Below are 13,927 nucleotides of genomic sequence, written 5' to 3' on the forward strand. Positions count from 1 at the left end.
AGGCCGCATTTGAGCCGCCGATTGCTCGCGTAACGACATCATCTTTACGAACCTTGTAAAGCCCCCATCCGCTGTGGCGTCGAGGTCAAAAGTGTCGAGAGACATGTCGGCCGCCCTGGCTTTCGCGTCGAAACGTCAGAAGGCGTGATCGAGGCGCAGAATGTGGTTGCTGCGACCGGCGCCTTCCAGGTCCCAATCGTCCCCGATCTTATTGCCGATGCGCCCGATGTCACCCAGATGCACTCGACGAAATATCGCAATCCGGACCAGCTGTCACGCTTGTCACGATCGTTGTCCAGTCGATGCGGCCATTTAGGATCGGCGGCGGTTTGCGGTATATAATCAGCTAATGAGATAGGGCGGATATTTTCCAGCACCCGCTTCGGTGCGATCGGCGCCATGCGCACCTCGCAGAATTCCGGGATTTTTCGTTGAAAATGACGTGATGAAAGATCTTGTTTTGTCATGCTCATTCCATTTCTCTCAGGCACGAGTGCCGAGGGCGAGCGGGAATAGGAGGCAGGCATTAGCATGTATCGAAATATACAATTGGCGGTCGCGCTCGACCCCGCAGTGCTTTCARAAAAGGCATGTAAACAGATCATAATTCATAATATGATCTGTAAATAGATCAATTGCCTTGACTTTTCGAAGGAGCAGAGATATGTAAACGTAACATTCAATGGACGATGATAGGTTTAGAGATCAAATGATTGCTGAGTCAGAGGCTTTGCTTGCGATCGGCCGGCTGTTGAAAACGGCACGTAAAAACTTGGGGCTCACTCAAGAGCAGGTTGCCGACTTGGCAGGCATATCGCGTCCTCGCTATCGCGAGATCGAGGCTGGAAGCGCCGCTGCTCGCACAACGACCTTGATCAACATTTCTCGGGCGCTCGGTCTTGAACTGATGCTCATCCCGCAGGCTATGATCCCGGCGGTTGATGCCCTGCTGCAGCCCGATGGTGCTGAAGACGACCTTCCGGCGTTCATGGCCAGCGCCGATGGTGATGCAAATGCCTGAGGCTCCTCTCTATCCAAGATCCATATCGTTACTTGAAGTGCTGCTGAATGACCTGAAGGTTGGCACGATTGTCAGAACGCCCGGCGACTTCAACGCGTTCAGCTTCGAGGATAGCTATCGCGCAACGGGCGGCTTTCCGGTGCTCAGCCTGTCTTTCCGCGCAGCCACCGGCGGTCTGCGCAAAGACCCCAAGCCTGTTGCCAGAGCGTTGCCGGCGTTCTTTGCCAATCTTCTTCCCGAGGACAAGCTGCGTGAGGCGATGGAAAAGCACCACGCTGGCAGTGTTCGCGCCGGAAACGACTTTGATCTGCTGGTTGCACTCGGGTCGGATCTGCCGGGTGCCGTCCGCGTTGTGCCAAGCGAAGGAACGGTTGCTCGCGTCGACGATCCGTCACCTCTCAAATCAAAGGCCCGCTTTTCGCTCGCCGGCGTGCAGATGAAACTTTCCGTCATCAAGAACACGGGCAAGGGCGGCGGTCTGACGCTGCCACTGGGCGATGAGCAGGGATCCTATATTGCCAAATTTCCGTCGACGTCGTTTCCTGGCGTCTCGGAAAATGAATATGCCAATCTCGCTCTGGCTGAAGCGATCGGCATGGAAGTGCCGGAACGTGAACTCGTCGAGCAAGCAGAGTTCGAGGGCATCCCGGAGGAGTTCGAGACGTTGTCGGATGGAAAAGTCCTGCTCGTCAAACGTTTCGATCGTGGCGCTCGTGCCGAACGAATTCATATCGAGGATTTCGCCCAGGTATTTGGCATCTATCCCTCACGCAAATACGAGGGTGCAGCCTATCACGATATTGCTGCTGCTCTCGGCATCGCTGTATCGTCGGCGGCGCCGATTGAATTTGTCCGTCGACTGGCGTTGGCCGCCATCACCGGCAATGGCGACATGCATCTCAAGAACTGGTCTTTGATCTATCCGGGCGCGGGCGACAAACCCAAGCTCGCTCCTATTTATGATGTGCTCTCGACCATTCCCTACATACCGGCGGATGCCATGGCGCTGTCGCTCGCCGGCGAGCGTTCCTTCAAGGCGATGAATGCACAGCGATGGAAAGTCTTCGCCAATCGTGCACGTTTGCCGGAAGCGGCGGTGCTCAAAGCGGTGATCGAAACCGTTGAACGTGTCAACGAGCTTTGGTGGTTGCTGCCGGAGCGTGAGGTCGTTCCRGCAAAAGTTCTTGAGCGGATCGATGCTCATGTGAAGTTGATGATACCAATCCTCAGCACGTGCGCGGCCTAGCTTAACGGCGTCGTCTGTCCGAACGGCACAAGGCTCGTACTAGCCGGCACGCAAATTTTCCTGGCGCATTTTCACCCGTTGCCAAAGGGCATCGTCGACGATTCTGAGCGACGGGACTTCCTGGATGACATGCAGCGCGGCGGAGGAAGCGCCGGGACGTTTCCGGCGGAACATGCCTGATCCGATACCAGTCGCTGTGCTTGGACGTCTGGCCATTGATCAATCCTATCACGGACGTGGTTTCGGCGGGGCGTTAGTGCGCGACGCAGGTCTGCGATTGATCGATGCCGCCGAGATACTTGGGATTCGCGGCGTTTTGGTCCATGCGATTTCGGATGACGCGCGAGCCTTCTACGAAGCGGTTGGCTTCCTGCCTTCCCCGTCTGAACCCATGGTGCTGCTGGTCGGGTTACATGACCTCCACAATGCGCTGACCTCCTGACCAAGCTGATTGCTAAATCGCTGAAACCAAATCATGAACTTCGGCGCAAGAAATGAGGTGCCGAGGGTTCCGATCCGCTCAAGGCCGTCCTTCAAAGGTAGACTGAAGCAAAGCGGGCTTGGCAAGTCCGAGGTGGTCACGTAGCGTCGACCCACTGTGTTCGGTGCGGAACAGACCGCGTTCTTGAAGGATCGGCACCACCAGCTCTATGAAGGGGGCTTGAGCAGCGACTTGGCAGAGATTGTGGGATCGAGCCAATCAGCTCTACGCATCGCGCCCAGGATGACAACCTGCCGGTCGTGATATTGCGCGATGTCTGGCCTCGGTTCCATCGTCAACATGGTGAAGGCTTGCCCGACCACGGCGTTTCGCGCCAGATACCGGTTACGCAGAAGAGCGATCTGTCCTTGCGCTTCTTTTTCGGTCATTGGGACGGTACCTCCGGCGGCAGGCCGGCGCGTAGCGCGCGTCTTGGCCGAAAAAAGCGCGTAAATGATCAGCAGAGGGCAGTCGAGATATTCGATGAACTCAAGGCCGAACTGCGGAACTCAAACTGCGCTGGCCGAACGCGAGATTTTCATTGCCGACAGGAAGGCCGCATCGAGCCTGGCGTACCGGATCGACCGGCGGGCCAGGCTCGATGCTTCGCTTCACTTATTCAACGCGTCTTTCAAAGCCTTGGCCGGCGTAAACGCCAGCTTCTTGGCCGCTGCGACCTTGATGGTCGCGCCAGTTGCCGGATTGCGCGCCTCGCGCTCCGGCGTTGCTTTCACTTTGAACTTACCAAATCCCGGCAGCGAGGTTTCGTTGCCGGCGATCGCAGCTTGGGTGATAGAGGCAATCACGGCTTCGACGATCGCCTTGCCCTGTGTCTTGGTCAGGTTGTGTTCGACCGCGATCTTGTCGGCGATTTCATTCGTGGTGGTCATTGTGCTTCTCCGCATCATTGTTCATGCGGAATCCCTGACAGCGGATTGCGCTGCTGTCATTGAGGCACTGCGGCATCGTATGTCGAATTGTCCGGATTTCCACAGTTTCCGACCGAGCGACAGCGCGCCTGGGTGCGCGATCGCGTAATCGAACGCAGAGATGAGCCATGATATCAGTTATGTGTGTTGAGGATAAAAGGCCGTCCGCGATTTGATCGTCGAGGAACTCGTCGACGCTGGCTGGTTCCAGAGCAGCAACCCGGCCGAGGCCTCTCGTCGGCTTACTCTAAAGCATCGCGCAACGCGGCGACGAAACCATCGCTGCCCGATCTGCCGGCAGGGCGCCTGACGCAACTAATGGATCCTTCCAATGATGCAGCCTTCGCACTTGATTTTGAACGGCGCCCGCAGATCGCTCCTTGCCCGGCTGAATCTCAAACATCTTGATTGCCTTAAATCATAAAGAGACGTTGAAGAGGAATGCTTGCTCGTGTTTCCTTCATGATCAGATCTTTTCCCACCTTGAATTTTCAAACCTGTTTCGCCATTTGTTCGGCGCAAATTTCGCTTTCTTGGAGAACACAAGCACATGACAACGACTGCAGAACAGACCGCTGAAAGCCACGTTTTTGAGGCTGACGTTGCCCGCCTTCTGCATATGATGGTCCACTCCGTCTACTCGGACAGGAACGTTTTTCTGCGCGAACTGATTTCGAATGCGGCCGATGCCTGCGAGAAGCTGCGCTATGAAGCAATCGAGACACCGTCGCTCCTGGGAGCCGATGCCGAAAGCCGGATCACGCTGACGCTGGACGAAGAGAACCGTCAGCTTGTTGTCGAGGACAATGGCATCGGCATGAGCCGCGATGAGATGATCGAGGCGCTCGGGACGATCGCGAGGTCGGGGACACGGGCGTTTATGGAGCGAATTGAAGCAAGCAAGGCCGCTGAAGGCGCTCAATTGATCGGACAGTTCGGTGTCGGTTTCTATTCCTGTTTCATGGTTGCGGAGCGCGTCGATGTGATCTCCCATCGTGCCGGATCGCAGGATGCGTGGATATGGGCCTCAGACGGCAAGGGAAGTTACAGCGTCAGCCCTGCAAACCTCGCCGAAGTTCCACCCCGCGGTACACGCATTGTCCTGCATCTGATGGAGGATGCGAAGCAATACACTTCCCGTTGGACGGTCGAGCGTATCGTCAAGGAACAATCCGGCCACGTGCCGGTCGCGATCCGCATTGCCGAGAAGCCCGGCAGTGAGCCAGTTCAGATAACGGACGGCAGCGCGCTATGGACCAAATCGAAGAGCGAAGTCACCAAGGAAGAGTATACGGACTTCTATCGTGGGGTCTCCGGGCAGTACGACGAACCGGCGCTGACTGTACATTTTCGTGCTGAAGGCCGGCATGAATATACGGCTCTGGCGTTCATACCCGGAACGCAGCCTTTCGAAATGCTTGATCCCGAACGCAAAGGCAGGATGAAGCTTTACGTCAAACGGGTCTTCATCACAGATGATGCGGAACTGCTGCCGAGATACCTGCGCTTCGTTCGTGGTTTGGTCGATACAGCTGATCTACCTCTCAACGTCTCTCGCGAGATGATTCAGGAAAGCCCGATCCTGATGGCGATCCGCAAAGGCATGACCAGCAGGGTCATCACCGCGGTCGAGAAACTGGGCGAAAGCGACGCCGAGGCCTTCCTCAAGTTCTGGGAGAACTTCGGAGCGGTCCTCAAGGAAGGTATCTACGAGGATTTCGAGCGCCGCGCTCAGCTTATGGCGCTTGCGCGGTTTCGGACGTCCGCATCGGGCGAAGGCTACCGTTCGCTCGCTGAGTACCTCAGGGATATCAAGGAAGGCCAGAACGCGATCTACTATCTGACGGGCGACAGCTTGGACCAGCTTAAGGCATCACCACAGCTTGAAGGTTTCCGGGCACGGGGCATCGAAGTGCTGTACTTGACGGACTCTGTCGACAGCTTCTGGGCGATGAATGCACCTGAATTCGAGGGGAGGGCGTTCAAGTCCATCACGCAGGGAGCCGCGGATCTCGCACAATTCGCAAAGCTTGATGGTCAGACAACGCAGGAACCGGAGAGCGGCAGCATGGCGACATTCCTTGCCTTCGCCAAGCAGACGCTGGCCGAACATACAGCCGATGTCCGAGCATCCGACCGTCTGACGGAAAGCGCAGTCTGCCTCGTTGCACCGGAAGATGGCTATGACAGGCAGATGGAAAAAATCCTGCGAAACGCCGGTCGCCTTGAAGATGCAGCCAAGCCGATCCTGGAGATCAATTTGGTGCACCCTTTGATCAAGGCGATTGCGAGCGTGGAGGGTGATGCCCTGTATCAGGAGGACGCCGCGTTCTTGTTGCTGGACCAAGCGCGCATTTTGGATGGCGATCGGCCTGCAAATCCACGCCGATTTGCCGAGCGGCTCGCACGGGTCTTTCAGAGGTCGGTGCAGTCGTAGCAACAAGGAGCAAGGTGGGGGTGGGTCAGATCCAGCCTCCACCACATTCCTCCGAATATTCCTGGCCTCATCGACCGTGGGTGCCGACGTTCAGTTGACTAAGCAGGGTTTGCGCGGTCGCGGCGTTTTGTGGCTTGAGCCTTTCGGCTGCTGCCATCGCAGAACGGTGGAGCAAGCATCGACGGAACTGATTCCTTGCTGCTCTTCAAGAACTCCGACGAAATTGCAATGATAAGCCCGTTCCGCCGCGACAACTTTGTCGGCATCTCGACGCAGTGAGGGTGAAGACGCCAAAGTCTCAAATGGGAGGGGGACAGGCCGCTGTTTCGAACTCAAGGCGAAAGGTGCGGGGCCATTGTGATGGTGAAATACGGGCCAAACCTAGTTTCGCGCCCGGTCTCAGACTGACCAGGAGGTCTGGTCCCGCGTGCTTCCCTCAGAGCCTCCAGCGAAAATGAACCGTTTTGATCCACTGACTTGGCTTCCCGACCTTCTCGCCCGTATCGCAGATCATCGCAAAAGGGATCGAGGCGTTGTTGCCGCGGCAGCGGAAAGACCGCTGGCGGCGGTCTTTCATGCATCTGCAGACCTATTAAAGCTTCGATCAACCAGCGGMCTTGATGCTGGTATTGCACAGGCTCCAATAGCCGCCGCCCTTCTGGATCCACTTCAGATCGCCGAGCGTGCTGGCATCCTTGGCCGCATGGTAGGAGTGGACGCAAGTGTGCAGGCGGTCCTTGCCAGGCGTTTCGCTCGAATACTTCTTGTCGATCGCCTTCGGGAATTTGACGCTCTTCGCCGCCGCGGTCGTCGGCTTTGCCGGTTCCTTCTCGCTCGTGGCGGTAACGTCCGCCTCGTCGGCCTTGTCGGCAGCAGCGGGGTCGGCGCCACAGAACTTTGCGCGGGAATCGTTCCACTTCAAAGGCTGCAACGAGAGGACATGCCTGCCGTGTTAGAACAAGCGCTGCAGTAGGATGACATCCAACTGGAGTCGGAGCGTCCCGAACGGGGCCTCTTCGCGCGCATAAGCGCAGCGCGTGAGAGTCACCGGGACTGTCGCGGGACCGTAAGGGGAGCTTGCTTAAGGCTGTCTCTCAGTTGCAATGGCAGGCCGACGGTTCGATTCTCATCAAGGCGACGTATTAGACAAGTGTCCAGCTCTCGAGGACGTTTGCCAGTCAACGGTGGTCGCACTTGCTCAACCCGGAAGGTGAAGATCAGCTTCGAGGCTGCGGCAGCGCCAAGGCGATCGTCGATGCGGCTAGGACGGTGGTAACGGTCAAGGGACCGACAGCACCGTAGTGATCGACGACATAGCCGCCAAGAACCGCGCCGATACTGATGGCGACCTGAAAGGAGACGACCATCAGGCTCCCCGCTGCCTCCAGAGCGTCGGGGGCTCCGCGGGACAGATTGGTCGGCAGCACCACTGGTGCCATGCCGAACGCGAAGCCCCAAAGTGAAACGAAGGTGAACGCAACGCCGATGTGAGCACCCGAAAGCACCAAGGCGAGCGCCGCGACCGCCATCAGCGCGGCAGTGACACCAAGCGCCAGGCGGATACTTGCGTCGGCCATTCGGCCACCGGCGACGTTGCCGATCACAGAGGCGATGCCAAACCCGAGCAGCGCTAAGGCAAGCCATTCGGTTTCAAGGTGCGTCACTTGTTCCAGGAACGGACGCAGGTAAACCGAGCCGGCAAAATGCCCTGTCATCAGCAAAAGGATGGCAAGCATTCCCAGTTGAACGCCACGCCGGGTTGTCAGCCGGAACACGTCGGCTAGGCTGTTGCTTGTGCTTGCCGGCAGCGTTGGCAAGCTGAATGCCTGCAGCAGCATGGCAAGTGCGGCAAGTCCGGCGGTCATCGCCATGGCGACGCGCCATCCCAGCCAATCGCTGATCAAAGCGCCCATCGATGGCGCAGCTATAGTGGCGAGCGAGACGCCGAGGGTGACAATAGCCATGCCCCGACCTGTCGCATTGGCGCCAACCAATCTCGCCACGACCGCGACTGAAAGCGCCCAGAAACCGCTAAGCGCGATGCCTAGCCCAGCCCGTCCCAACAACAACAGCCAAAAATCGGACGCTAGCGCTGCAAGAATATTGGATCCGATCGCCAACGCACTAAGACCGACCAGCACCCCCTTGCGGTTCAGTCTGCCGATGAGAACATTGCTCAATAGGGCCGTCACGGCGCCGACTGAAGCGGTAGCCGTGACGACCTGTCCGGCAGTTCCCTCGGTAATCCCGAGATCGTGCGCCATTGGTGTCAACAGGCCGGCCGGCAGGAACTCAGCCGATACCAGCGCAAAGCTGGTTGCGGCCATCGAAAGAACCGCAAACCAAGTAGGAACGCTCCAGGCGGCTGGCTCGGCGGTGTCAAAGTCTATCGCCGCGTTGTCAAGTTTCGATGTCGTGTCCGTCATAGAATTACCTCCACGTTCAGAGATTTCATAGACGAACTTCTTAGGATGATATGTGCCTTAAAATCCGAAATTCATGTCCATTCGTCCAGAACTTGTGCGGCGCACAATACCCGGTGACACGCTGGTGATGCGCTTGAACGCGCGAGCGAAGGATGCCTCCGACTCATAACCCAAACGGGAAGCAACTTCGGCAACTGACATGCCGCTTTGGCCCAGCAACTCGCGGGCAAGCTGCATCCGCAGACGGCCAAGATAACGTGCCGCGCCTTCTCCTAAGATAGCGCTGAAGCGCTCGGCAAAGATCGAGCGCGACTGGCCTGCCACGGCTGCGAGGCTTTCGAGGGTCCAGTTATGGCCGGGGTCCCGGTGCATGGCTGCCAAAACGCGACCTATGTGAGGGTCGCGGATGGCGGCGAGCCAGCCGGTGGTCGAGGCTCCGCTGCAATTCACCCAGCAGCGGATAAGCCGCGCTGCGAGCAAGTCTGCCATACGAGATAGGACCGTCGCGCTGCCCATCTGGGGCTGTGAAGCCTCCGCCGACATCGCCGCCAGCAGGGGACGGACGATCGGGTCATTGCCGGCTACATCGCAGCCCTTGATGATTGGCGGCATCAAGGCGATCAATGGACTAATCGCATACGCGCTTAAAGCCATGGAGCCGCAGAAGAGGGTGCTGGTCGCACCCGTTCCTTCCCGCACCACTTCGCAGACGTTGCTGCCCAACCTTGTTATCTGACAGCTTTGGAGTGAGTCGCCCTCAACATCTGGCGCGCTGGCTAATCTATGCGCGATACCTTGGGGCAGCAACACGAGATCTCCATCGTTCAACTCCTGCCACCCTTGAGCTTCGGTATGGATCCAGCACGGACCCTGGCTCACGAAGTGAAAACGAAGTAGCTGTTGTCGCGGAAAGGCAATGCTTCATGGATGTCTGAGTTCGCAGCGCCCATAGTTGACGCCACTCAAGCGAAAGTCTTGCAGCACTTCGCTTAGCGCATCCATTGGGATATTTGACGGCGACAACGGTCGAGACGAATGGTCAAGCATTTAGCCAATTTAGGTCTCGAGCGTCCGGCATACAAGCACGATTGTGTCGCCCGGTATTTTTCTGTGAACTTGAGCGTGATCGCTGCCAGCAGCGGCCTCTCTGAAGCTGTTAGCCGATGGATTGAAGTCAAGTCCGAAACGGCGTGGGGTATGTCGGTTCGATTCCCACGAGGCGAATTCCTATCATGACTTCTGTGACGCGATGGTGCGGACCGACAGTGTGCCAGCGCACCGAGCCCTTCTGGTAAACGCGGTGTGGTCAACTCTATGTTGCTTGCGCGTCCAAAAGGTCCGCAGGCTGCATCCCGCACCACGTCGGGATGCACAGCGTCTAGCTTCGCATGGAACGGGTGTTTGCTTCTTCGGGATTCTTGTTCTGTCGCGCCAGCGAGCAAAAAGAACCGCACCGGGAAATAGGTAACGCCAAGGCTATATTCAGGGCGCGACGCGCACGATCAGCTTTCCGAAATTCTTCCCTTCCAGAAGGCGAAGGAAAGCCTCCGGAGCGTTTTCAAGTCCGTCAATGATATCTTCCTTGTACTTGAGCCGCCCTTCAGAGATCCACGCTCCGGCCTAATGATAGAAGTCAGGACGCTGTTCGGCAAATTCGCGCTGTATGAAGCCTCGTATGGTGAGGCTTTTCCGCAGGATGGCACGCATCGCGGCAGGAAGCTGATCAGGTCCGCTCGAGGCAGAGGATGCATCGTTGTAATGCGCGATGAGTCCGCAGACCGGTATGCGCGCGAAGTCATTCAGCAATGGAAACACCGCGCACACGCGACTGACGCCGACCCATCTCCGATCTATTAAACCGGATGCCCGATGAAGACCCCAGAGGGGGCGCCGGGGACGGGCGAAGCCGAAACAACCCCTCCCTAGGAGCGGGCCCATGTTACCCTACGATGGCCGGACGTTCTCGTGGTAACATTTCTCGATGGCCTCAGCGGCAGTCCCGCCAAAACCCATCACCTTGTTCTCGTCGGCCGGATCGCAGATCCAGCGGTCCTCCTCATAGACGGTGACCTTGAAGCCGAGCCGCTTTGACGCCTCCTCGGAGAGTAGTTGTTCCGTGCTGGTAAGCTTGTGCGCGCGTGACATCTTTCGTCTCCAATAGTTTTCACTGCCCTACTTATAGAAGTAATTCATGTAGGAGTGGGGAGGGGTGCTATCGAGGTAGAACGCCTTTGATGTCCTCGCCGTGATCGCATTCGCTGCTTGGCGTCGGACATGCCGGCGGTGCGGTCATCGCCCCCGAACTCGATGTCAGAAGCGTGAGATGAAGACCTACGCTTCATGCCGTTTTTCTTGCGCCCGTTTTCAATACCCAACTGCTTGAGACGGTGTTCTACAGCAAAGGTGGAGATAGTCCTCAGAATGCTGCTATCTGTCACAACAGGGTCCGAGAGTACAAGCACGGATGCGCGTACGATCTTTTTACTTGTGACCTTCTGGCAGCGCTTAACGGTAAAGTCGTAGAGTTCTTTCTCAGACAGGCCCCCTGTTGCTCCCTCTAGGACCGCTTCATATATTCGCTTCCGTCCTTTACCCATAGCGTCGTCCTCCTGATCCCTTTGCAACAGATAGCGCGCAGTCAGGAAATTGCATTGACCCATGTCAAAGAAAGCGTCTCCTCGGGCCAATGATAACGGTTCCCGGCGTGTTGAAATCCCGCGATCACCCCCGGACCACAGCAACGCATCTAATGGACGTGTTCGCCTAGAAGGCTTCCCAGTTGCCCTGAGCATTTACATCCAATGCTGCATCTCCTGAACACGCGGCTTCAGTCTTGAAACCGGTCTCGATGTTGGGCTGGCTGGTGGCAGTCTTGTTGTCCGACTAGCCACACCGAACAGGTTGTACGTCACTTTTGTCGTTGAACTGGAACTGCGAAATGAGACCGAGCAAGCGTTCACCGTCAGATCAAATGCTATGTGATGCTATCGGGCCGCTGCTGGTTGTCCGTGGACGGCGTCACCGACGCGGTGCGTCTCGAACAGGGCGACTGCTTCGTGCTTCCGCGCAGGTTTCCGTTCCGACTTGCAAGCGACCTGAACCTACCCTCGGTGGCAGCCTCCACAATCTTTCCGCCCGCACGTGCCGGCGGGATGGTGACCGTCAACGGAGGGGGCAGTTTTTCCCTTGTGGGCGCGGGTTTCGCGGTTGGCGGCAATCACGCCGACAAGCTGCTGGAATGCTGCCGCCCATCATGCACCTTCATCTGGAAGCGGAGCGGAACGCCTTGCGCTGGTCGATCGAGCGCATGATACAGGAGGTGCGTTCGCATCAGCCGGGTGGTTGCCTCATGGCGTCTTGCGCATATGCTGCTGCTTCTTCAGGCTCTGCGCATTCATCTGGCCAAAGATCACCCGGGCACGGGATGGTTTTACGCCTTGGCTGACAAGCATTTGATCAGTGCAATTCGAGCAATCCACGCCGAGCCCGCCAAAAATTGGACGCTGGCGGAACTTGGGGAGACCGCCGGCATGTCGCGATCGGTGTTTGCGGAGCGTTTCAAGGCAAGCGTCGGCGAGACACCGATCGAGTATTTGTCCCGATGGCGGATGCTGCTCGCCTGCGACCGTCTCGAAAAGGGCGACGATCCGATTTCGGTGGTCGCGCCAGCGCTGGGCTATCAGTCCGAGAGCGCGTTCAGCAAAGCGTTCAAGCGCGTCATTGGATGCTCGCCCCGCCAATATCGCGGACAGGGAAACTCAGCCTCTGAAACGCGACCCGCACCATAAGCAGTTCGAGACCGTTCGTGACGCGCCCTGCTGACTTCACTTCGCGATCAGGTGATCGGGTCGCTACTGCCGTCCACCCCAATATCCGTAGACGAGACACCAGCTGCGCCGAGCTTGGAAGCCCGTTAAGACCCCTCCTCGTCATCGCCCGCCCGAAACAGGGACTCATAGTCTCTGCCGCCGTAGAACACGTTGACGATCTCAACAGCTTTGGTGACGCGATAGGCGATTACGGCGGAATGCTCGAACGGCACGGTTCGTAGGCCGGGCGCGAGATCATCCCGCGGACGCCCGCCGTTCGGCGCATCACCGATCTTGCGGCACCTCGCCATGATGCGCTTCACAAAGCGATTGGCGGTGACGTGGCTCCGACTCATATCGGCAATATCGATATAGAGTTGGCGAAGGTCGTTAAGCGCCTCGGGCCGGTAGATGACCTTAACGCACCGCATTGCGGGATGCTTTTTCCTGACCTTTCATGAAGCGGTCCATTTCCGCTTCCGCCTCTTCCGCCGTCAAACTCGGACGCGGATCGTCCAGGGAACGCCGGATGCGAGCCCGCATGGCGTTGAGGCGTTCGGCATCTTCAAGCCGTTGGCGCTGCCACACCCGTACCGCATCACGCATCGCTTCGCTCGTGGTCGCAAACTCACCGGCCTCGACCGTATCGCGGATGCCCTGCAACATATCGGCTGTCAGGGTAATGGTTACCTTTTCCGCATTTCGCATCGTCGCACTCTTCCTTGATTGCTTATAAAGTATGATAAAATCATACCTGATTCCAGCGAAAAGATGAAGCCGTCTGATAGAGGGTAGGTGCAGGCGCGATTTCTAATTCATTTCAAAGCGACGTGCGCTCCTGTCGTCTTTTCACGAAACGATACCCTCTTCATTTGATCTTCTCCCAATGCGGTGTTGACGACCAATTCCATGCTGAGCTGAGCGATCTCCTCGAAAAATACGCTGTGGTAGTCGTTACGATAGGTGATGAAATATTCGAGGTTCGGAAGCTTCATCTCCGTATTCAAAATGCGAAGCCGTCCATCCGCGACGTATTTGCTGAAAAAAGCCTTTGGCAGAACGGTGATGCCGAGACCGAAAGTGGCGAGCTCGGCCAAAGCCGCCATATTGTTACACGATATGGTTTTGGTGAAAGGCAGTTTTGGATTGTCGATAACGTCGTGAAGGATGGGACGCAGGATCGAGCCGGCAGACTGGATCAGCAATGGATATTTCAAAAGCTCGTCGTTTGTCAGAACCCGGTCGCTGTTGTTGGTCTTAGGGCTGCACATCCAGACCAATTCGATTTCGCCCAGGCGCCTGTTGATGAATTGAGGATGCTGCAACAGGCGCGGACAGATGACGAAGTCGATCTTACGATCGTTCAGGCGTTCCAGCAGCCCCTTTGTCAGGTCGATCTCCGGTTCCAGCGTAATGCCGGGATATCGCTCCACGATCGTCGCCAGAAGCTCCGGAAGCAAGGAGATCGCCACAAGATCGCTGACGCCCAGCCGAAACTTGAGTGGTGTCGAGATAGAGCGCGCCGTCAGTTTCAGGCGATCGTGCAGGCGCAGCATCTGTTCGGCGATGTCCCTGACG

12 protein-coding genes and 6 pseudogenes are annotated in these 13,927 nt (G+C 57.3%); 7 read left to right on the forward strand and 11 right to left on the reverse strand.

The genetic code is table 11. From position 1 onward, the window contains the following. Positions 1-60: 60 nt before the first annotated feature. Positions 61-273 (forward strand): annotated as a pseudogene (locus tag AC1ECN_RS06960) (NAD(P)-binding domain-containing protein); the annotation flags it as partial. Between the two features lie 13 nt (positions 274-286). On the opposite strand, the pseudogene AC1ECN_RS06965 reads toward AC1ECN_RS06960, so the two are convergent. Next, positions 287-473: pseudogene (locus tag AC1ECN_RS06965) on the reverse strand (hypothetical protein); the annotation flags it as partial. A gap of 236 nt (positions 474-709) precedes the next feature. On the opposite strand from AC1ECN_RS06965, the gene AC1ECN_RS06970 reads away from it, so the two are divergent. The 3 genes and pseudogenes from AC1ECN_RS06970 to AC1ECN_RS06980 all read left to right on the forward strand — a co-directional run. Beyond that, positions 710-1,021 (forward strand): helix-turn-helix domain-containing protein, encoded by a 312-nt coding sequence (locus AC1ECN_RS06970; RefSeq protein ID WP_027688548.1) that lies wholly within the window; start codon positions 710-712, stop codon positions 1,019-1,021. Then, on the forward strand, positions 1,002-2,267 hold the full coding sequence (locus AC1ECN_RS06975; protein ID WP_164563664.1) for a type II toxin-antitoxin system HipA family toxin: 1,266 nt from the start codon (positions 1,002-1,004) through the stop codon (positions 2,265-2,267). Before AC1ECN_RS06970 ends, AC1ECN_RS06975 begins: the two co-directional genes overlap by 20 nt. A gap of 145 nt (positions 2,268-2,412) precedes the next feature. After that, positions 2,413-2,709, forward strand: a pseudogene (locus tag AC1ECN_RS06980) (GNAT family N-acetyltransferase); the annotation flags it as partial. Positions 2,710-2,915: 206 nt separating this feature from the next. Here the strand turns inward: AC1ECN_RS06980 and AC1ECN_RS06985 are convergent. Continuing rightward, positions 2,916-3,133 (reverse strand): annotated as a pseudogene (locus tag AC1ECN_RS06985) (SOS response-associated peptidase family protein); the annotation flags it as partial. Between the two features lie 226 nt (positions 3,134-3,359). Then, positions 3,360-3,638 (reverse strand): HU family DNA-binding protein, encoded by a 279-nt coding sequence (locus AC1ECN_RS06990; protein WP_027688545.1) that lies wholly within the window; start codon positions 3,636-3,638, stop codon positions 3,360-3,362. 589 nt (positions 3,639-4,227) lie between these two features. On the opposite strand from AC1ECN_RS06990, the gene htpG reads away from it, so the two are divergent. Continuing rightward, positions 4,228-6,114 (forward strand): molecular chaperone HtpG, encoded by a 1,887-nt coding sequence (htpG, locus tag AC1ECN_RS06995; protein ID WP_027688544.1) that lies wholly within the window; start codon positions 4,228-4,230, stop codon positions 6,112-6,114. A gap of 604 nt (positions 6,115-6,718) precedes the next feature. On the opposite strand, the pseudogene AC1ECN_RS07000 reads toward htpG, so the two are convergent. From AC1ECN_RS07000 to AC1ECN_RS07020, 5 genes and pseudogenes are all read right to left on the reverse strand, one after another. Continuing rightward, a pseudogene (locus AC1ECN_RS07000) lies at positions 6,719-7,048 on the reverse strand (hypothetical protein); the annotation flags it as partial. A 283-nt stretch (positions 7,049-7,331) separates the two neighbouring features. Next, positions 7,332-8,540, reverse strand: a complete 1,209-nt coding sequence (locus tag AC1ECN_RS07005) for an MFS transporter (RefSeq protein ID WP_130674459.1) — start codon at positions 8,538-8,540, stop codon at positions 7,332-7,334. Between the two features lie 57 nt (positions 8,541-8,597). Further along, positions 8,598-9,458, reverse strand: coding sequence for a cupin domain-containing protein (locus AC1ECN_RS07010; protein WP_477952608.1), 861 nt, complete (start codon positions 9,456-9,458; stop codon positions 8,598-8,600). A gap of 564 nt (positions 9,459-10,022) precedes the next feature. Beyond that, positions 10,023-10,358 (reverse strand): annotated as a pseudogene (locus AC1ECN_RS07015) (NADP-dependent oxidoreductase); the annotation flags it as partial. Between the two features lie 126 nt (positions 10,359-10,484). Beyond that, positions 10,485-10,685: a hypothetical protein gene (locus tag AC1ECN_RS07020; protein WP_027688540.1), complete on the reverse strand. Its 201-nt coding sequence runs from the start codon at positions 10,683-10,685 to the stop codon at positions 10,485-10,487. Between the two features lie 821 nt (positions 10,686-11,506). On the opposite strand from AC1ECN_RS07020, the gene AC1ECN_RS07025 reads away from it, so the two are divergent. Beyond that, complete coding sequence (locus tag AC1ECN_RS07025) at positions 11,507-11,851, forward strand: cupin domain-containing protein (protein ID WP_281033852.1); 345 nt, start codon at positions 11,507-11,509, stop codon at positions 11,849-11,851. 54 nt (positions 11,852-11,905) lie between these two features. Beyond that, positions 11,906-12,328, forward strand: coding sequence for a helix-turn-helix transcriptional regulator (locus AC1ECN_RS07030; RefSeq protein WP_397465660.1), 423 nt, complete (start codon positions 11,906-11,908; stop codon positions 12,326-12,328). A gap of 125 nt (positions 12,329-12,453) precedes the next feature. On the opposite strand, the gene AC1ECN_RS07035 is transcribed toward AC1ECN_RS07030, so the two are convergent. From AC1ECN_RS07035 to AC1ECN_RS07045, 3 genes are all read right to left on the reverse strand, one after another. Continuing rightward, positions 12,454-12,780, reverse strand: coding sequence for a type II toxin-antitoxin system RelE/ParE family toxin (locus tag AC1ECN_RS07035; protein WP_130674456.1), 327 nt, complete (start codon positions 12,778-12,780; stop codon positions 12,454-12,456). Next, entirely contained in the window at positions 12,767-13,057 is a 291-nt protein-coding gene (locus tag AC1ECN_RS07040) for a ribbon-helix-helix domain-containing protein (RefSeq protein ID WP_130674455.1), read from the reverse strand. Before AC1ECN_RS07040 ends, AC1ECN_RS07035 begins: the two co-directional genes overlap by 14 nt. A 107-nt stretch (positions 13,058-13,164) precedes the next feature. Beyond that, complete coding sequence (locus AC1ECN_RS07045) at positions 13,165-13,905, reverse strand: substrate-binding domain-containing protein (RefSeq protein ID WP_245488722.1); 741 nt, start codon at positions 13,903-13,905, stop codon at positions 13,165-13,167. Positions 13,906-13,927 lie beyond the last annotated feature (22 nt).

The sequence above is a fragment of the Rhizobium sp. 01N447_2 genome, from assembly GCF_056399245.1.